Below are 19,044 nucleotides of genomic sequence, written 5' to 3' on the forward strand. Positions count from 1 at the left end.
TCGCTATGTGACGCAGGGATGCTGTAGGGCACAGGGATGTGCCCCTTTCTCTTTTAAGACTGGTGGATTATCGATGGATTTGATGCAATCAGGCGCAACAACTCGCCGTATCTCTAAGCTCAGTGTCCTTTGCGCTGGCATCGCGTTTTTTCCTTGTTCTCAACTTTTCGCCGCCAGTGATGCGGTAACCCAAGCCGGAAGCATTACTTCGGCGGGTTTGGCGCAGCAGCAGGAACTCCCTTCACTCGCCGGTGAAGTGGCAGAACCGGCGCTGGCGCATGTTCCCGATTTCTTAACCATCAATCAGGCAGTACAACGGGCGATTCAGTGGCATCCCGACATTGCGCAAGCGGTCGGCAAGATGCTGGAGCAGGCCAACCAGGTTGATGTGGCGAAAGCCAAATACTATCCGCAAGTCAGCGCTGGCATGAACAACGGTTACAGCAACGCCTACACCGAAAAGGGTTTCAGCCCATCGTTTGTGCTGTCGGTTTCCCAGATGTTGTATGACTTTGGCAAGGTCAGCAGTTCGGTGCGTTCTGCCGAAGCGGGCGTGGCGCAAGAGCAGGCTAACGTGCTGGTGAGCATTGATACCGTGGCGCACGACACCGCCGCCGCGCTGGTGGAAGTGCAGGGTTATCAGCAGTTGGTGAAGATCGCGCGCGAGCAGCTTAACGCGCTGAGTAAAATTGGCGATCTGGCACGGCAACGTAATGAAGAGGGCGCGGCATCGTTGTCCGACGCCACGCAAACCGATGCGCGTATTGAAGGTGCGCGCACCACCTTAACGCAATATCAAGCCAACCTTGATCGCTGGCGCGCCACGCTGGCGACCTATCTCGGCTGGCCGCTGGTAAAGAAAGTCAGCGATGATTTCCCGGTCAATCTCACGCGTTCGTGTCAGGTCTCGAAAGCCGATGACAAGCTCAATCCGGCGGTGCTGGCGGCGTGGGCACAAGCCAATCAGGCGCAGGCGAAACTGGATAACGCCAACGCGCAGAATATGCCCACCATCTCGCTGGAACCGCAGGTGACGCATTATCTCAACAATCACTATTCCGGCAGCGAATCACTGGATCGCACACAATATTCCGCCTTCGTTAAAGTGGAAATGCCGATTTACCAAGGCGGCGGCATCACCGCAGCACGTGATGCGGCCGCCAATGCGGTGAATGCGGCCAATGCGGCGGTGAACTCTGCGCGCCTTAAAGCGCGTCAGCAGTTAAGCGAATCGCAGAACGAAGCGCAAAGCCTGGCGCTCAGCTTAGCCATCATGGGACGACAGCAAACGCTGGGCGAGAAAACCCAGTCGCTGTATCAGGATCAATATCTGCAACTCGGCACGCGTCCGCTGTTGGATGTGCTCAACGCCGAGCAGGAAGTGTTCCAGACCCGATTTACCCTCCAGCAAACCATCAGCCAGTTGCGTTCCCTGCAACTTGATTGCCTCTACAGCACCGGGCAAATGCGCTCGGCGTTTGCTTTGAATAATCAGCGGATCCAGTCCGTGGAGATCCAGCCATGACGCAGTTACAAATTCCCGATACGCCGGAAGGCCAGCCAGACAGCGCGGCCGGTGGCTACGTGCCCTTACACGGATGGGCCACCGCGATCGTCCTGATTGCCACCCATTATCGCTTGCCCTGTTCGCCGGGCATGATCATGGCCGCTGCCGAATGGCAGGGCAAACAGCCGCGCGACAAAGCACTGCGCCATCTGGCTCGCCAGGCCGGTTTATCGCTCCAGCTGTACGAAGAAAATAAATGGGAAATCACCAGTTGGCGCTTGCCGCTGGCGGTGGAACTGGCGGATGGGCAAGTCGGCGTGATCACCCAGTTTGATGGCGACGATCAGGTGCGTGTGCACTTTGCCGGTGATGAACAACCTGCGCCGATTGCGCTCGATACGCTGCTGCCGGAAATCCGTTTTGCCGCCGCGCTGCGCCCGGTTACCGCGGCCAAAGATAGCCGCGTCGATCGCTATTTAGCGGCGGTGAAGCCGGATTGGCTGCGCAGGTTGGTGTTGCAGGATATGCGGCCGTACGGTTACGTGATGCTGGGATCATTCCTGATCAACTTGATGGCGCTGGTCGGCATTATCTTCTCGATGCAGGTGTACGACCGCGTGATCCCGGCGCAGTCCTATCCGACTTTGTATGTGCTGTATATCGGCGTGATCATCTCGGTGGTGTTCACCTACGTACTGCGCGTCGGGCGCGATCACGTTACCGATCTGCTGGGTAAACGCGCCGACATGCGCGTCTCCGATCGGGTATTTGGTCACGCGTTGCGTTTGCGCAGCAGCGCGGTGCCACGTTCCACCGGGACATTCATCTCGCAGCTGCGTGAGCTGGAATCGATCCGCGAAATGGTCACCTCAACCACGGTGACAGCGATTGTCGATATGCCGTTCTTCCTGTTGTTCATGCTGGTGATGGCGATCATTGCGCCGCAGTTGGCGTGGATCCCGCCGATCGCCGTGTTGCTGATGGTGCTGCCGGGTTTTTTGAGCCAGAAAAAACTGTCGAAGCTGGCGCAGCAAAACCTGAAGGAATCGACGCTGCGTAATGCGGTGCTGGTGGAGAGCGTGCAAGGGCTAGAAGACATCAAGTTGATGCAGGCGGAAGATCGCTTCCTGCAACAGTGGAACAGCTACATTCGCATCACCGCGCAGTCTGGCGTTGAGATGCGCAAGGTCATGCATTCGCTGATTACCTGGGGCGTAACGGTGCAAGGTTTGGTGTATGCCAGCGTGATCGTGGTGGGTGCGCCGATGGTGATCAACGGTGATATCACTACCGGTGCGATTGTCGCGGCGTCGCTGCTCTCTTCACGCATGATTGCGCCGATGGCCACGCTGTGTGGCGTGTTGGCGCGCTGGCAGCAGGTGAAAGCCGCTAAAGGCAGCCTCGATGCGTTGATGAATCTGCCGGTGGAAAACAGCAAAGATGAGACGCGCATTCACAGTCCGGTGCTGTTTGGTCACTACCAATTCACTGACGCGATGTTCCGCTATTACACCGATTCGCTGACCATTGCGCTGCGCATTAAAAGCCTGACCATCAAACCCGGCGAGCGCATTGCGGTGCTGGGGCGCAACGGCTCCGGCAAATCGACCTTGCTGCAAGCGTTAAGCGGCGGGGTAGATTTGATCGGCGGTGAACTGCGTCTCGATAACCTCAGTTTGCCGCACATTGATGTGGCGGATGTGCGGCGCAACGTTGGGCTGCTGACGCAAAATGCGCGCCTGTTTCACGGTACGCTGCGCGAAAATCTCACCATGGGCGCGGCGCATGCCACTGACGATGCGATCTTTGGCGCGCTGACCGTGAGCGGCGGCGCTGATTTTATTCGCCGTCTGCCGCTCGGCCTCGATCACCCGATCATGGAAGGCGGCGTGGGCTTGTCTGGCGGTCAGCGCCAATCGCTGCTGCTGGCGCGCATGCTGTTGCGCGATCCCAACATCATCCTGTTGGATGAACCGACGGCAGCACTCGACGATCACACCGAGAAAGAGTTTATCGAACGTCTCGGCCAGTGGCTGAATGGTCGCACCTTGATCGTCGCCACGCACCGCGCGGCGATCCTCGCGTTAGTGGATCGCGTGCTGGTGTTGAAGGATGGGCAACTGGTGATGGATAGTCCGAAAGAGAATGCCTTGCCTGCGCCGCGGGCCAATGGCAGCCAGCCGGAGGCAAACGCATGATGAAACAATTACCGGCAAGATTGCGTTTGGTCACCGCCGCTGAAGTCGATTCTTCCGACGATCTGTTGGGCGAATTGCGATCCGAAACGCATTACACCGGCGCGGTGCGGCTGATCGTCATCAGCACCGCGTTGATCCTGGTGACGCTGGTGTGGGCGTGGTTTGGCGTGCTGGATGAAGTCTCCACCGGCACCGGCAAAGTGATCCCCAGTTCGCGCGATCAGGTGCTGCAATCGCTGGAAGGCGGGATTCTCACCGAGCTGTATGTGCACGAAGGCGATCAGGTGCAGGCGGGGCAAGTGGTGGCGCGGTTGGATGCCACACGCTCGGAATCCAACGTCGGTGAAAGTGCGGCACGTTATCGTGCAGCGCTGGCGGCGTCAGCGCGACTTACGGCGGAAGTTAACGATCAGCCGCTCAAGTTCCCGGCGGAGCTGGACAAATTCCCCGATCTGGAAGCCTCAGAAGCGCGGCTGTACAAAACCCGCCGCGCGCAGTTGAGTGATGCCACCGCGCAGTTCAACCAATCGCTGGCGCTGGCGAATCGTGAATTAGCCATCACCCAACGGCTGGCAAAAACCGGCGCGGCAAGTAGCGTGGAAGTGCTGCGTTTGCAGCGTGACAAATCGGATCTGGAGCTGAAACTCACCGATATGCGCTCGCAATATTACGTGCAGGCGCGTGAAGAGTTGGCGAAAGCCAATGCCGAAGCCGATAGCATGGCGCAAGTGGTGAAAGGGCGTGAAGATACCGTGACGCGTCTGACCATTCGTTCGCCGATGCGCGGTATCGTGAAAAACATCAAAGTCTCGACGGTGGGCGGCGTGGTGCCACCAAACGGCGAGTTGATGAACATCGTGCCGATGAACGATCGCTTGTTGATTGAAGCGCGCTTGTCGCCGCGCGATATCGCCTTTATTCATCCCGGCCAGCGCGCGGTGGTGAAGATCTCGGCCTATGACTACGCCATTTACGGCGGCCTTAACGGCGTGGTGGAGAGCATCTCGCCCGATACTATTCAGGACGAGGTGAAGCCGGAGATTTACTATTACCGCGTGTTTATCCGCACCGATCATGATTACGTGCAGAATAAAGCCGGCAAGCGCTATTCGATCAGTCCCGGCATGGTTTCCACGGTGGATATCAAAACCGGTGAGAAAACCGTTATGGATTATCTGATCAAACCGTTTAATAAAGCCAAAGAGGCGATGCGCGAACGTTAATTGCGTAGCTAAACGTCGGTCACCATGAATGGCGATCCTACGAAAATCATAATCCCGGCGTACACAGTTGTGCGCCGGGATTATTTTTTTAATATTAAGAATAGCGGCCATTATCGTCACTATATCAACGTATTATTCATTCGCTCATCCAGCTTGATTCCTGTCAATAAAGATAATGCATTGATGTTATTTAGTTTTGATATTTTTTTATAATGGCGATGAATTTCATTAGTTGTTGTTTTTCAGAGGATTGTAAGTCGATAAATAATGATAAGGTTTTGGTGATTTAAAATGACGATTTAAGCTGAATAGTTTAATCGTGATATCTGTTAATACCTTTTCGTTTATTTGATGTTTTTTTCTTACCTACCTCTGGGAATTATAATGAATTTCACTTTGATTATGCGCGGCCTGATTGCGGCAGGCGTTGTTGCATCCCTCTCTAATGTTCATGCCTCTACCAATAGTTTTGATGCGCGTGTTGCCGCGATGGGTAACACCGGGGTGGCGGCCGCTAAATTTGGCTCGGCACCACTGATTAATCCGGCCTTACTGGCTAAAACGCCGGCTGATGGCAAATTGAGTTTAATTGCGCCTGCACTGGGCGCGCATGCCGACGATGAAGGCCACCTAATCGAGATCTTTGATGATGTTAAGCCGGCCTGGGATAAGCTGGATAGCGCCATTAAAGCGGGTAACGCGGCAAGTGCTGCGGGTGAACTGGACGATATTATGGCTGGCGTGGCCGGTAAAAGTGCCAACGCATCATTAAGTGTTGCCATGGTGCTGGCAGTGCCGGATGAAACGCTGCCAGTGGCGTTATCGATCAATAGTTGGGGACAAGGGACTGCGCGTGGCTTGGTAAGCCAAAGTGATATGGATTATCTCGAAGGTGTCAGTAATGGTTCGATCATGCCAATGCCAGACGATCTTGATAAGCTCACGTCGCGTGCAGAAGGCATGGTGGCGCTGGTAACCGATTATGGCGTATCCATTGCCCATCCGTTTAGCGTGGCGAATGTGCCAGTGGCCTTCGGTGTGACGCCAAAAATCCAGCGCATCGAAACCTGGAACTACAATGTTGGCATTAACAATTATGATTCGTCAGATTTCAAAGACGGTAACTGGCAGCGTCAAACACTGAGCGGCAATATTGACGCCGGTTTTTATGCTGATTTACTTCCGGATTGGACCGTCGCTCTCTCGGCGCAGAACCTAATTCAAAATCGTGTCAATTCGCAGGAAGTGAATGGTACCCGCACCGCGTTTGTTATTCGTCCGCAGGTGACAGCGGGCACAGCCTGGACTAAAGGGCCGATCACCCTGAGCTCCGATGTTGATTTAAGCCCGGTAAGCGGTTTCGAAAATCTTGATAAGCGCCAATATATTGGTGCAGGAGCCGAGCTGCGTGCGGCTGAATGGGTGCAAGTACGAGCGGGTTATCGCGTTGATATGCGTGGTAATGATCACCGTGTCTTCACCGCAGGTCTTGGCGTGACACCGACTGATGCGATGCAGTTCGATTTAACCGCCATCGCTGGCCGTATGCGTAATATTGGCGGAGTGGCACAGTTTAGCTTCCACTTCTAATCCATCTTGTCATTAAAGCGTCGATTGCAGGGCGCAACAATCTCCGCGATAATCGCGCCTAATCAATCCCTTCCTCGTCGGGTTTAACGACGCGGAGGGGATTTTTTTCATCTATACCTTAACAGGCTAATCGACTCACGGATCTCAAGAGGACAAGTTATGTATAACACCCTGGGCAATCAGTACGACAACTCCCTGGTTTCTAACGCCTTCGGTTTCATGCGTTTCCCGGTTAATTTCCAGCCTTATGACAGCGATGCGGAGTGGGTGATTACCGGTGTACCTTTCGATGCGGCGACGTCAGGCCGCCCGGGCAGCCGTTTAGGGCCGGGTGCGATTCGTCAGATCTCCACCAATCTGGCGTGGGAAGGCTGCCGCTGGCCGTGGGATTTCGATCTGCGTCAGCGTTTGAACGTGGTGGATTGTGGTGATCTGGTGTATGCCTTCGGTGACTCGCAGGATCTATCTGACAAACTTCAGGCGCACGCTGAGAAGCTGCTGGCTAACGGTAAACGCATGCTGACCTTTGGTGGTGACCATTACGTGACGCTGCCACTGCTGCGCGCTCACGCTAAGCACTTCGGTAAAATGGCGCTGGTGCATTTTGATGCGCATACCGATACCTATTCCAACGGCCCGACGTTCGATCACGGCACCATGTTCTTCACCGCGCCAAAAGAAGGTTTGATCGATCCGCAGCATTCCGTGCAGATCGGTATCCGTACTGAATTTGATAAGAGCCTCGGCTTTAACGTATTGGATGCGGCGCAGGTTAACGATCGCAGCGTTGACGATATTTTGGCGGAAGTGAAACGCACCGTTGGCGATCTGCCGGTGTATCTGACCTTTGATATCGACTGCCTCGATCCAGCACACGCGCCGGGCACCGGCACGCCAGTGATTGGCGGCTTGAGTAGCGATAAAGCCACCAAGCTGATTCGTGGCTTGCAGGGCATGAATATCGTTGGCATGGATCTGGTGGAAGTAGCACCGGGTTATGATCATGCCGATTTGACCTCACTGGCGGCGGCGACCCTGGCGCTGGATATGCTGCACGTGCAGGCGGCGAATAAAGGTTAATCTAGCCACTTGCCGCTACACTTATTGGCGGTCAATTAATCTGCGGAGGTCATTATGGGCTTACTGGACGATTTAGTCGGATCACTTGGTGGTGGCAGTGCTGGCGGAAGCGGGCAGGGCAATCAACTACAGCAACTGATGGCGATCTGGAATTGGGTGCAGGAACAGGGCGGCGTGGAAGTGCTGTTTGAAAAGTTCCAGCAGGGCGGGCTAGGGCAGGTGCTGAATAGCTGGCTTAGCAACGGCAGCAACCAACAGATTGATAGCGGCGAGATTCAAAATGCGTTTGGTCAGGATCAGCTTCAGTCGCTGGCGGATAAGCTGGGCACCGATGTGAATGGCGCATCCGGTACGTTGGCTGCCTTGTTGCCGCAGGTGATTGATAAGCTGTCGCCGCAAGGACATGTGGATACGTCGAACACTCAGGATTTGGGTGCGATGGTGGATGGCTTGTTTAAGCGGTAGTGTGCTCGTATCCCCTCATCCCAACCTTCTCTCGCAAGCGGGAGAAGGGGCAGACCGAGCAGGGTGCAGATATAACAGCCACCTAAATATTCCCTCTCCTGCATGCGGGAGAGGGAGTTGATCGAGTGATATTATTTTCCTGCCGCGATGCGATCGCGAATATGTTGGGCGCGCGCTTCTGAATCGGGGTGCGAATCAAACATTGAGCTTTGACGGCCTTGTTCCAGTTTTGCCAGTTTTTCAAAACTGGTGGCTAAGCCGATAGGATCGATGCCGCGTTTCTTCATCAGATCAAACGAGTAATCATCAGCCTGCGATTCTTGCGTTTGCGAGAACTGCGCGTTCACCAATTTCTCGCCCATTTCTCCCAACTGCGACTGCGACAACGAACCAATTACGCCTCCAACTGAAGCCGCAGCGGTGCGGGCAGCCGTCGTTGCGAATGCCACCTGCATCGCTTTGCGCGTGTGTCCCAACGCGACGTGGCCCATTTCATGCCCCAGTACGCCTTCGACTTCGTTGTCGGTCATCATATCCATCAATCCGCTGTACACGCGGATGCAGCCGTTGGCCATCGCCCACGCGTTAACGTCTTTAGTCAGATAGACCTTGTAGTTTGCCGGTACGCCGTTGATGTTGTCGCCCAGCGCGGCGGCGATTTTGTTCAGGCGCTGCTGATATTCGCTGTTGGCGGGCGCAACCTGATTATCTTTATCCATCTGTGCACAGGATTGATCGCTCAACTGTTTCACCTGCGAATCGCTCAGCGCATAGGCTTGATACGCCTGCGCGCCGGATTGCAGCAGGGCATTGTTATCCATTCCTTCGCAGCCGCTGAGTAGCGCAGCGATTCCCAGAGCAAGCACGGTGGCTTTTACTTTCATATCCACATCCTTTGAGTAACAAGGTAAAGAAAACAAACACCTGAAACCTACGCAGGTGTTTAAACGTTTTGGTTATAGCTCGCAAGTTGTGCAATGACTAGCAGACAAGCCCGGAAATGCAACCGAGTTGCCGCGATTTAGCATCTTGATGCATGTACTTTTGCCCTGATTTTCATGTACATTGATGTGCGACTTTTTTCTCGCTTCGCCTTATAACTGATTAATTACAATAAGTTAAGCGTGGCGGAGCATTAATCCGACCTGGAGTAGAAGATGCCCTCTCGTAAAGAGCTTGCCAACGCCATTCGCGCGTTAAGTATGGATGCAGTACAGAAAGCCAATTCGGGACATCCGGGTGCCCCAATGGGCATGGCGGACATCGCCGAAGTGCTGTGGCGTGACTTCCTGAACCATAACCCTACTAACCCGCTGTGGGCAGATCGTGACCGCTTCGTGCTGTCGAACGGTCACGGCTCAATGCTGATTTATAGCTTGCTGCACCTCACTGGCTACGACCTGCCAATGAGCGAGCTGCAGAACTTCCGTCAGCTGCACTCTAAAACTCCAGGCCATCCAGAATACGGCTACACCGCAGGCGTCGAAACCACCACCGGCCCGCTCGGTCAGGGCATCGCTAACGCGGTAGGCTTTGCGATTGCTGAACGCACGCTGGCGGCGCAGTTCAACCGTCCAGACCATGAAATCGTAGACCACAACACCTACGTGTTCATGGGCGACGGCTGCATGATGGAAGGCATCTCACACGAAGTCTGCTCCATCGCCGGTACCCTGAAGCTGGGCAAACTGGTGGCTTTCTATGATGACAACGGCATCTCTATCGACGGTCACGTGGATGGCTGGTTCACCGACGACACCGCAAAACGCTTCGAAGCCTACGGCTGGCACGTGGTGCGCGGCGTGGACGGTCACGATGCCGACGCGATTAAGAAAGCCGTCGAAGAAGCCAAAGCGGTTTCCGACAAGCCTTCACTGCTGATGTGCAAAACCGTGATTGGTTTCGGTTCACCAAACAAAGCCGGTACCCACGATTCGCACGGCGCACCGCTGGGTGCCGATGAAATCGCGTTGACCCGCAAGCAACTGGGCTGGAACCACGGTCCGTTTGAAATCCCGTCTGACATCTATGCGCAGTGGGATGCCAAAGAAGCGGGCCAGGCGAAAGAGTCCGCGTGGGATAAGAAATTCGCTGCCTACGCCGCTGCCCATCCGGAACTGGCAGCTGAGTTCAAGCGTCGCGTCAACAACGAGCTGCCCGCTAACTGGGCCACCGAATCGCAGAAATTCATTGAGCAGTTGCAGGCCAATCCGGCGAAAATCGCCAGCCGCAAAGCCTCGCAGAACGCCATCGAAGCCTTCGGCAAAATCCTGCCGGAATATCTGGGCGGCTCCGCTGACCTCGCGCCAAGCAACCTCACCATGTGGTCGGGCTCTAAGCCAATCAACGAAGATGCGGCCGGTAACTACATTCATTACGGCGTGCGCGAATTCGGTATGACCGCGATTGCCAACGGTATCGCGCTGCACGGCGGCTTCCTGCCGTATACCGCCACCTTCCTGATGTTCGTGGAATACGCACGTAACGCGGCGCGTATGGCTGCGCTGATGAAAATCCGTCAGGTGATGGTTTACACCCACGACTCGATTGGTCTGGGCGAAGATGGCCCGACGCACCAGCCGGTTGAGCAGATGGCCAGCCTGCGCGTAACGCCAAACATGAGCCTGTGGCGTCCGTGCGACCAGGTTGAATCGGCGGTGGCGTGGAAATACGCCATCGAGCGTGTTGACGGCCCATCGGCGCTGATCTTCTCGCGTCAGAACCTGGCGCAGCAGGATCGTACGGCTGAGCAGCTGGCAAACGTGGCGCGCGGCGGTTACGTGCTGAAAGACAGCAACGGCACGCCGGAGCTGATCCTGATCGCTACCGGTTCAGAAGTCGAGCTGGCTGTAGCCGCTTACGAGCAACTGACCGGCGAAGGCCGTAAAGTGCGCGTGGTGTCTATGCCTTCGACCGATGCGTTTGATAAGCAGGATGCTGCCTATCGTGAATCCGTGCTGCCGAAAGCAGTGGCGGCGCGCGTAGCGATCGAAGCCGGTATCGCCGATTACTGGTTCAAATACACCGGCCTGAATGGCGCGATCGTCGGCATGACCACCTTCGGTGAGTCTGCTCCAGCGGATCAGCTGTTCAAAGAGTTTGGCTTCACCGTTGAGAACGTGGTGAAAACCGCGAAATCGATTCTGTAATTTGCGGTCGCCAGCAATGGCGACTCTGCAACACAAAGGCGGCCGCGTAGGTCGCCTTTTCTATAACCTGAAACGGTTCAATTATTCCTGAAGTAATAATCCATTTAGCGAAAATTTGTGACGTAGATCCAATATTCCGCACCGGATTTGATCGCAATCATTCCTGTTATTCCTCCCATGCATTACTCTAGCTGAACCGTTTCAGTTAGGATTTTAATCGCATAGCGAACGCGTTCCGAACGGCAATAATTCCCTGTACAAAATGGCGCGAAACGCTCAGGCTAATCGGCACGTTTTTTCGGGTGTTGTTGAAGGTAGAAATGACCGTTCGCGTAGCAATAAATGGTTTTGGTCGTATCGGGCGTAACGTGCTGCGTGCGCTGTATGAAACCGGTCGCCGGGCTGAAATTACGGTGGTGGCGATTAACGAATTGGCCGACGCCGCCGGTATGGCGCATTTGCTGAAGTACGATACCAGCCACGGTCGATTTGCGTTTGATGTGCGCCAGGAGCGCGATCAACTGTTTGTCGGCGATGACACCATCCGCATTTTGCATCAGGCGGAAATCGATGTGCTGCCGTGGCGTGAATTGAATGTCGATATCGTGCTGGATTGCACCGGTGTGTATGGCAGCCGTGCAGATGGCGAAGCCCATTTGCAGGCAGGCGCGAAAAAAGTGTTGTTCTCGCATCCGGGCGGCAACGATTTGGATGCCACTGTGGTGTTCGGCGTGAACGAACAAGCTCTTAAACAAACTGACCGCATCGTCTCCAACGCATCCTGTACCACCAACTGCATTATTCCGGTGATCAAGCTGTTGGATGACGCCTTTGGCATTGAATCGGGCACTGTGACCACGATTCACTCGGCGATGCACGATCAGCAGGTGATCGATGCCTATCACAGCGATCTGCGCCGCACACGTGCCGCCAGCCAATCGATCATTCCGGTAGATACGCGTCTTGCCGCGGGCATTACTCGTATTTTTCCGAAATTTAACGATCGCTTTGAAGCCATTGCGGTGCGCGTGCCCACCATTAACGTGACAGCCATTGATTTGAGCGTCTCGGTGCGTGAAGCGGTGAAGGCTTGTGAGGTCAACGCCTTGCTGCAAAACGCGTCAGAAGGGGCGTTTCGTGGTATAGTTGACTATACGGAATTACCTTTAGTCTCAGTAGATTTTAACCATGATCCGCACAGTGCCATTGTTGATGGCACGCAAACGCGGGTCAGCGGTCATCACCTGATCAAAACACTGGTTTGGTGTGACAACGAATGGGGCTTTGCTAACCGCATGATCGACACCACGTTAGCAATGGCCGCAAGTGGTTTCAGGTAAGACGCGGACTGCGTCTGGCAAAACTTATGAGAATCAACGAGAGGGTTCACCATGTCTGTAATTAAGATGACCGATCTGGATCTTGCTGGTAAACGCGTTCTGATCCGTGCCGATCTCAACGTGCCAGTAAAAGAAGGGAAAGTGACGTCAGATGCACGTATCCGTGCTTCTCTGCCAACCATCGAAGCGGCGTTGAAACAGGGCGCGAAAGTGATGGTTACCTCTCACCTGGGTCGTCCGACCGAAGGTGAATACAATGAAGAGTTCTCCCTGCTGCCAGTTGTTAACTACCTGAAAGACAAGCTGAACGGCACCAACGTTACCCTGGCAAAAGATTACCTCAAAGGTGTTGAAGTCAATGCGGGTGAACTGGTTGTGCTGGAAAACGTGCGCTTTAACAAAGGCGAGAAAAAAGACGAAGAAGGTCTGGCAAAGGATTATGCCGCACTGTGCGATGTATTCGTGATGGATGCATTCGGCACCGCACACCGCGCGCAGGCTTCTACCCACGGTGTTGGCAAGTTCGCGCCAATCGCTTGTGCTGGCCCGCTGTTGTCAGCTGAGCTGGAAGCGCTGGGTAAAGTGATGAGCAACCCAGAGCGTCCGCTGGTTGCTGTGGTGGGTGGTTCTAAAGTTTCTACCAAGTTCGATGTGTTGCAGTCGCTGGTTAAGATCGCTGACACCGTAATCGTCGGTGGCGGTATCGCTAACACCTTCGTGGCAATCGACAACAACGTTGGCAAATCACTGTTTGAGCCAGACTTCGTTGAAGCAGCGAAAAAGTTGCGTGACGAGCACGGCATCCCAGTTCCTACCGATTCTCGCGTAGGCACGGAATTCTCTGAAACTGCACCGGCAACCGTTAAAAAGGTTTCCGAAGTTGCGGATAACGAAGAGATTATGGACTTCGGTGATGAAACCGCACAGGCCATGGCAGCGATCCTGAAAGGCGCTAAAACCATTCTGTGGAACGGCCCAGTGGGCGTGTTCGAATTCCCGAACTTCCGTAAAGGCACCGAAATCGTGGCTAACGCCATTGCCGACAGCGAAGCGTTCTCAGTCGCGGGCGGCGGCGATACGCTGGCTGCTATCGACCTGTTCGGTATCGAAGATAAGATCTCTTATATCTCTACTGGCGGCGGCGCATTCCTCGAATTCGTGGAAGGCAAAAAACTGCCAGCAGTTGCTATGCTGGAAGAGCGCGCCAAGCAGTAACTCTTTGGGGGCGACGCTTCGGCGTCGCCTGAAGACTTGCCTGATAAAGGCAAATAATTCGAAGTCCCATCATGGGATGAGCGATAAACGAAACAGGACACAACCATGTCTAAAATTTTTGATTTCGTAAAACCCGGCGTTGTCACTGGTGATGACGTTCAGAAAATCTTCCAAGTAGCGAAAGAAAACAAATTCGCTCTGCCAGCAGTTAACTGCGTCGGCACGGATTCCATCAACGCGGTACTGGAAGCTGCGGCCAAAGTGAAAGCGCCGGTCATCGTTCAGTTCTCCAATGGTGGTGCTGCATTCATCGCCGGTAAAGGTTTCAAAACCGATAAGCCACAGGGCGCGGCAATCTTCGGCGCTATCGCCGGTGCGCACCATGTGCATCTGATGGCTGAACAGTATGGCGTGCCAGTCATCCTGCACACCGACCACTGCGCCAAAAAACTGCTGCCGTGGATCGACGGTCTGCTGGATGCTGGCGAAGCGCATTTCGCTAAAACTGGCAAACCACTGTTCTCTTCTCACATGATTGACCTGTCTGAAGAATCTCTGGAAGAAAACATCGAGATCTCTTCTAAATATCTGGCGCGCATGGCGAAACTGGATATGACGCTGGAAATCGAACTGGGTTGCACCGGTGGTGAAGAAGATGGCGTGGACAACAGCCACATGGACGCTTCTGCACTGTACACCCAGCCAGAAGACGTTGATTACGCTTACACCGAGCTGAGCAAAATCAGCCCACGTTTCACTATCGCCGCTTCATTCGGTAACGTGCACGGCGTGTACAAGCCAGGCAACGTGAAACTGACCCCAACCATCCTGCGCGATTCTCAGGAATTCGTGACCAAGAAACACAATCTGCCGCACAACGCGCTGGATTTCGTGTTCCACGGTGGTTCAGGTTCATCTCCAGAAGAGATCAAAGAATCAATTGGTTACGGTGTAATCAAAATGAACATCGATACCGATACCCAGTGGGCAACATGGGACGGTATTCTGAAGTTCTATAAAGAGAACGAAGCGTATCTGCAAGGCCAGTTGGGCAACCCGAAAGGCGTAGATAGCCCGAACAAGAAATACTACGATCCACGCGTATGGCTGCGTTCTGCGCAGGCTTCCATGGTGACTCGCCTGGAGCAGGCTTTCAAAGAGCTGAACGCTGTCGACGTGCTGTAATTTTTCCTTACAGTACAAAAAAGGCCCAAAAGGGCCTTTTTTTATGCGTCGCGTCTGGAAAACCCCGCAAATTCAGACCATTTTTGGCGCTCGTAAACATTTTTGTTTACCCTTGTAATCGGGTTGTCGGAATCAATCTGGCAGTTTTTGGCATTTTCCCCCCGGGAAACTCAACAACAGGGCTAACAAATGGAAGACTTAAATGTCGTTGATGGCATTAACAATGCTGGCGGCTGGCTGGTGCGCAATCAGGAATTGATCCTGAGCTATGCGGTCAATATTGTGGCGGCGATCATTACCATTATCATTGGTATGTTTATCGCGCGCATTATCTCAAATGCGATTAACCGCGTACTGCAGGCGCGTCATATTGATGCCACGGTAGCTGATTTCCTGTCAGCCATGGTGCGTTACGGCATTATCGCTTTCACCATTATTGCCGCGTTGGGACGCGTTGGCGTGCAAACCGCCTCGGTGATCGCTGTATTGGGTGCCGCCGGTTTAGCCGTTGGTTTGGCGCTGCAAGGTTCGCTCTCCAACCTCGCGGCGGGCGTGTTGCTGGTGACCTTCCGCCCGTTCAAAACCGGTGAGTTTGTCGATCTGGGCGGCGTGATGGGCACGGTACAGAACGTGCAAATCTTCTCCACGACGCTGAAAACCGCCGATGGCAAAATCGTGGTGGTGCCAAACGGTAAAATCATCGCTGGCAATATCATCAACTTCTCACGTGAGCCAATTCGCCGTAACGAATTTATTATCGGTGTGGCCTACGATGCGGACGTTGATCAGGTGATTGCGCTGTTCCGTGAAGTGGTCGAAGCGGATGAGCGCGTGCTGCAAGATTTAGGCATCCAGATCGGCCTCAATGAGTTGGCCGCTTCCTCGCTGAACTTTGTGGTGCGTTGCTGGAGCAAGAGCAGCGACCTGCAAAACGTCTACTGGGATCTGATGAAGAACTTCAAACGCACGCTGGATGCCAACGGCATTGGCATTCCTTATCCGCAGATGGATGTGCATTTGCATCAAGTTAAGAGCGAGCAACTTCCCGCTCGCACCGAGTAATAATGAAAGGCACCTGCGGGTGCCTTTTTTATCACTTTCGCTAATGGCTGATTAAATCTTTCAATTTCCACTAATATCTCCGCGTCACTATACTGCATCGCATCTCCCCGTTATTCAGGACTAATTCTGTGTTATCTGTTTACTTACAAGGACTTGCTCTTGGTGCTGCGCTGATTCTGCCATTAGGCCCGCAAAATGCGTTTGTGATGAATCAGGGCATTAAACGCCATTACCATCTGATGACCGCTGGACTCTGCGCGCTCAGCGATATTGCACTGATCTGCGGCGGGATTTTTGGCGGCAGCGCGCTGCTAAATCAATCGCCAATTCTGCTGATGCTGATTACCTGGGCGGGCGTGGCATTTCTGCTGTGGTACGGCTGGGGCGCACTGCGTAGCGCGTGGCAAGGCGATGTAACGCTGACTTCCGATGCGGAACTGAAGCAGGGACGCTGGCGCATTATCGCCACGATTCTGGCAGTCACCTGGCTCAATCCGCACGTCTATCTGGATACCTTTGTGGTGCTGGGCAGTTTGGGAAGTCAATTGCCGTCGGAAGATGCGCGTCGCTGGTTTGCTTTTGGCACGGTTAGCGCCTCAATCATTTGGTTCTTCGGCTTAGCACTGCTAGCAGCATGGCTTTCGCCGCGTCTGCGCACCGTGCGTGCGCAGCGCATCATCAATCTGCTGGTGGGCGGCGTAATGTGGTTTATCGCCATCCAGTTAGCGCGCCAGGGCATCGCCGCGCTCTAATGCAGATGCAAACCGTACAGTGCGGGCAGCGCGCCCGCACTGGCAAGTAACTCCAGCCGAATCCGACGGAAACTCACGCCTTGCGGTATCGCGTGATGACATAGCGAATGATGATTCTCCGTCACCTCAGCCAGTAAAATTTCATCCAGCCAGAGTCGATAATGCGTGGTGCAGTGCGGCGTTACCGGCTGAGCATGGCCCATTTGCACCGTTTCCATCGCATGATCAAAGTCGTTATCAAACAACAAAGATATTTGCCGCGCCTGCTGCGATTCAGCCCATTGCCAACTGACATTGGGATACGCATCATCCTTCGCCGGCACCCAGCAATTGGTGTGCTGTTCTGGCCGTAATTTGCCGTTGAGCAAATAGTCGCGATGCCACAGTTGCAGCGGCGTTTCGAGCGCAAAGGCCAGTAGGATTTGCTGTGGAGCCCGGTGTGGCAACCAGAAATCAAACTCATCGATGCCGTAATCACCATCGTTAATTTGCCGCGTGCGTTTTGCCACGCGCGGATTGAGGCTGTTGAACACCATCATGATGCCCGGCAAGCGTTGGCTGGTGAGCGCAATCTCCACCGCCGGATTCTCTTCGAAGGCGATAAACAGATAGCGATCAACTTCTGCGCGATAAGCAAAGTTGAGGTGATATTGCCCTTGCTGATTAACGCTAATGCTGTGACTGGCAATGTGACGATCGCCGCAGGTATTGGCGGGATTGTCGCTGGTCAGCAGCGACACCTGCAATTTCTGCGTTTGTGTCGCGCGCAACTGTACGGTAATGGCCGGTAAACGTTCGCCCGCTTTCAGCGGCAACAACAACGCGCAGCGTGATTTTAATTGATGCCAACCGGCATCGGCGGGCAGAGCGCGCAGCTGTAATGTGCTGCTGACGGCAATCTGCGCATCTCGCGCCGGATTAATCAGCGGCTGGCGCGGAATAAACGCGCCCTGAAGGAGCAATTGCTGTTGCAGCATCTCAACATGATCGGGTTGTGCCAACTCGGCTGGCGTTAAGTGTTGTTGCTGACAAAGTGCTGCCGCGCGCCCAACCACTTCACCCAACACGCCACAGGTACACATCACGCGGGCGCTGCCGAAAGCCACATGCGTCGCAGAGATCAATCGTCCAGTTAGCAGCAAATTATCCAGCGATTGGCTATACAACGCGCGGAAAGGAATAGTGTAAGTGCCTTTGCTGTGGAACTGGCGACAACCATCATGTTCGCTGTAGACGCCATCGGCCGGATGCAGATCAATCGACCAACCGCCGTACGCCACCGCATCGTAATGATCGCGCTGTTCGATAATGTCCTGTTGGCACAACAAGGTATCACCCAGAAAACGCCGGCTTTCGCGCTTGCCGGGAATCAGGCCAACCCACTCGATCGTAAGGTTGTCGGCATCGGGAAATTCGCCGGAGTTTTTGATGTAATCCCACACGCCCCAGACGATTTTCCACAGTTCCCATTTGATGGTTTCGCTTTCGTGAACGGTATCCAGCCGTCCACCCCATTCCAGCCACCACAAATCGCAGCCGTTAAGATCGGAGGTCAAACGTTTGTAACGTGGAATAGCGGTGATCTCTTTCAATGCAAAAGAGGGCGGCACGAAGCGCACTGGCTGGGAGGTACGTTTGGTGTAGAAGTAGATCGAATGGCCGAGCTTGTGGCCAAAATTTTCGCCCGGCGCCATCTTCTCGCCAAACTCTTCCATCGATTCTGCGCCTACGCGATGCGCCGCACCGGCCAGATAGCCCAACACGCCATCACCGCTAGCATCGATGAACTGCTGAGCGCTGACGTGATAACCGGTTTGATTGATCGCGTTAAAAGCCTGCACGGCTTGCAAGCGGCGGCCCAATTTTTCGATATCGGTGACCACGGTATTAAGCAGTAACGTCAGGCCAGGCTGCGATTGCACCAAATCCAGCAAAACCATATCGAATAGCACCGGATTGCCTTCTTTATTGCGCCATAGATTCTCCTCCATGATCTCGCCCATGATGCCGCCTTCACGTGCCCAGCGATTGTTATTGCCCATGTGCGATGTGGCGCCATTGGCCCACAAACGCACTTCGCTGGAGGCGTTGCCGCCCAGCACTGGACGATCCTGGATCAGCACCACCTTGAGGCCATCGCGTGCGGCGGCTAAGGCCGCGCAGACGCCAGCCAATCCGCCTCCGGTCACAACCAAATCAGTTTTGAGCTGTTGCTGCGGAAAGTGTCGTGCATTTTGTGAAGAGAATGTTTGCATCATTTCATTCCTGTAACACTAAG

14 protein-coding genes are annotated in these 19,044 nt (G+C 54.3%); 12 read left to right on the forward strand and 2 right to left on the reverse strand.

The window, feature by feature from the left end; genetic code table 11:
- Positions 1-73: 73 nt before the first annotated feature.
- The 6 genes from ACPUC7_RS06645 to ACPUC7_RS06670 all read left to right on the forward strand — a co-directional run bounded on the left by ACPUC7_RS06645 (position 74) and on the right by ACPUC7_RS06670 (position 8,063).
- Entirely contained in the window at positions 74-1,525 is a 1,452-nt protein-coding gene (locus ACPUC7_RS06645; protein WP_494922248.1) for a TolC family outer membrane protein, read from the forward strand.
- Entirely contained in the window at positions 1,522-3,705 is a 2,184-nt protein-coding gene (locus ACPUC7_RS06650; RefSeq protein ID WP_494922249.1) for a type I secretion system permease/ATPase, read from the forward strand. The genes ACPUC7_RS06645 and ACPUC7_RS06650 overlap by 4 nt, the downstream gene beginning before the upstream one ends.
- Positions 3,705-4,928 carry an HlyD family type I secretion periplasmic adaptor subunit gene (locus ACPUC7_RS06655; protein ID WP_494922391.1) on the forward strand — a complete coding sequence of 408 codons (1,224 nt, stop codon included), beginning with the start codon at positions 3,705-3,707 and terminating at the stop codon, positions 4,926-4,928. The genes ACPUC7_RS06650 and ACPUC7_RS06655 overlap by 1 nt, the downstream gene beginning before the upstream one ends.
- 384 nt (positions 4,929-5,312) lie before the next feature.
- Positions 5,313-6,518, forward strand: a complete 1,206-nt coding sequence (locus ACPUC7_RS06660; RefSeq protein WP_494922250.1) for a conjugal transfer protein TraF — start codon at positions 5,313-5,315, stop codon at positions 6,516-6,518.
- A 159-nt stretch (positions 6,519-6,677) separates the two neighbouring features.
- Positions 6,678-7,598, forward strand: coding sequence for an agmatinase (gene speB / locus ACPUC7_RS06665; RefSeq protein ID WP_128601689.1), 921 nt, complete (start codon positions 6,678-6,680; stop codon positions 7,596-7,598).
- Positions 7,599-7,652: 54 nt separating this feature from the next.
- Positions 7,653-8,063, forward strand: coding sequence for a YidB family protein (locus ACPUC7_RS06670; RefSeq protein ID WP_494922251.1), 411 nt, complete (start codon positions 7,653-7,655; stop codon positions 8,061-8,063).
- Positions 8,064-8,194: 131 nt separating this feature from the next.
- Here ACPUC7_RS06670 and loiP read toward each other — a convergent pair whose 3' ends face one another.
- Positions 8,195-8,947: a metalloprotease LoiP gene (loiP, locus tag ACPUC7_RS06675; RefSeq protein ID WP_494922252.1), complete on the reverse strand. Its 753-nt coding sequence runs from the start codon at positions 8,945-8,947 to the stop codon at positions 8,195-8,197.
- Positions 8,948-9,220: 273 nt separating this feature from the next.
- Between loiP and tkt the strand changes: the two genes are divergently transcribed.
- The 6 genes from tkt (at position 9,221) to argO (ending at position 16,766) form a co-directional block, all read left to right on the forward strand.
- On the forward strand, positions 9,221-11,212 hold the full coding sequence (gene tkt, locus ACPUC7_RS06680) for a transketolase (RefSeq protein WP_494922253.1): 1,992 nt from the start codon (positions 9,221-9,223) through the stop codon (positions 11,210-11,212).
- Positions 11,213-11,532: 320 nt separating this feature from the next.
- Complete coding sequence (epd, locus tag ACPUC7_RS06685) at positions 11,533-12,552, forward strand: erythrose-4-phosphate dehydrogenase (RefSeq protein ID WP_007890301.1); 1,020 nt, start codon at positions 11,533-11,535, stop codon at positions 12,550-12,552.
- 51 nt (positions 12,553-12,603) lie between these two features.
- Positions 12,604-13,767, forward strand: coding sequence for a phosphoglycerate kinase (gene pgk / locus ACPUC7_RS06690; protein WP_494922254.1), 1,164 nt, complete (start codon positions 12,604-12,606; stop codon positions 13,765-13,767).
- A gap of 105 nt (positions 13,768-13,872) precedes the next feature.
- Entirely contained in the window at positions 13,873-14,952 is a 1,080-nt protein-coding gene (gene fbaA, locus ACPUC7_RS06695) for a class II fructose-bisphosphate aldolase (protein ID WP_494922255.1), read from the forward strand.
- 189 nt (positions 14,953-15,141) lie between these two features.
- Positions 15,142-16,014, forward strand: coding sequence for a small-conductance mechanosensitive channel MscS (mscS, locus tag ACPUC7_RS06700; RefSeq protein ID WP_494922256.1), 873 nt, complete (start codon positions 15,142-15,144; stop codon positions 16,012-16,014).
- Positions 16,015-16,142: 128 nt separating this feature from the next.
- Complete coding sequence (argO, locus tag ACPUC7_RS06705) at positions 16,143-16,766, forward strand: arginine exporter ArgO (RefSeq protein ID WP_494922257.1); 624 nt, start codon at positions 16,143-16,145, stop codon at positions 16,764-16,766.
- On the opposite strand, the gene ACPUC7_RS06710 is transcribed toward argO, so the two are convergent.
- Entirely contained in the window at positions 16,763-19,021 is a 2,259-nt protein-coding gene (locus ACPUC7_RS06710) for an FAD-dependent oxidoreductase (protein WP_494922392.1), read from the reverse strand. The two genes, argO and ACPUC7_RS06710, sit on opposite strands and share 4 nt — an antisense overlap.
- Positions 19,022-19,044 lie beyond the last annotated feature (23 nt).

The sequence above is a fragment of the Pantoea sp. CFCC18179 genome (assembly GCF_059412405.1).

What these genes read in the sequence shown, in the direction of transcription:
- ACPUC7_RS06645 (WP_494922248.1), top strand. Translation starts at nt 74, where the DNA reads ATGGATTTGATGCAATCAGGCGCAACAACTCGCCGTATCTCTAAGCTC.
- ACPUC7_RS06650 (WP_494922249.1), top strand. Translation starts at nt 1,522, where the DNA reads ATGACGCAGTTACAAATTCCCGATACGCCGGAAGGCCAGCCAGACAGC.
- ACPUC7_RS06655 (WP_494922391.1), top strand. Translation starts at nt 3,705, where the DNA reads ATGAAACAATTACCGGCAAGATTGCGTTTGGTCACCGCCGCTGAAGTC.
- ACPUC7_RS06660 (WP_494922250.1), top strand. Translation starts at nt 5,313, where the DNA reads ATGAATTTCACTTTGATTATGCGCGGCCTGATTGCGGCAGGCGTTGTT.
- speB (WP_128601689.1), top strand. Translation starts at nt 6,678, where the DNA reads ATGTATAACACCCTGGGCAATCAGTACGACAACTCCCTGGTTTCTAAC.
- ACPUC7_RS06670 (WP_494922251.1), top strand. Translation starts at nt 7,653, where the DNA reads ATGGGCTTACTGGACGATTTAGTCGGATCACTTGGTGGTGGCAGTGCT.
- loiP (WP_494922252.1), bottom strand. Translation starts at nt 8,947, where the DNA reads ATGAAAGTAAAAGCCACCGTGCTTGCTCTGGGAATCGCTGCGCTACTC.
- tkt (WP_494922253.1), top strand. Translation starts at nt 9,221, where the DNA reads ATGCCCTCTCGTAAAGAGCTTGCCAACGCCATTCGCGCGTTAAGTATG.
- epd (WP_007890301.1), top strand. Translation starts at nt 11,533, where the DNA reads ATGACCGTTCGCGTAGCAATAAATGGTTTTGGTCGTATCGGGCGTAAC.
- pgk (WP_494922254.1), top strand. Translation starts at nt 12,604, where the DNA reads ATGTCTGTAATTAAGATGACCGATCTGGATCTTGCTGGTAAACGCGTT.
- fbaA (WP_494922255.1), top strand. Translation starts at nt 13,873, where the DNA reads ATGTCTAAAATTTTTGATTTCGTAAAACCCGGCGTTGTCACTGGTGAT.
- mscS (WP_494922256.1), top strand. Translation starts at nt 15,142, where the DNA reads ATGGAAGACTTAAATGTCGTTGATGGCATTAACAATGCTGGCGGCTGG.
- ACPUC7_RS06710 (WP_494922392.1), bottom strand. Translation starts at nt 19,021, where the DNA reads ATGCAAACATTCTCTTCACAAAATGCACGACACTTTCCGCAGCAACAG.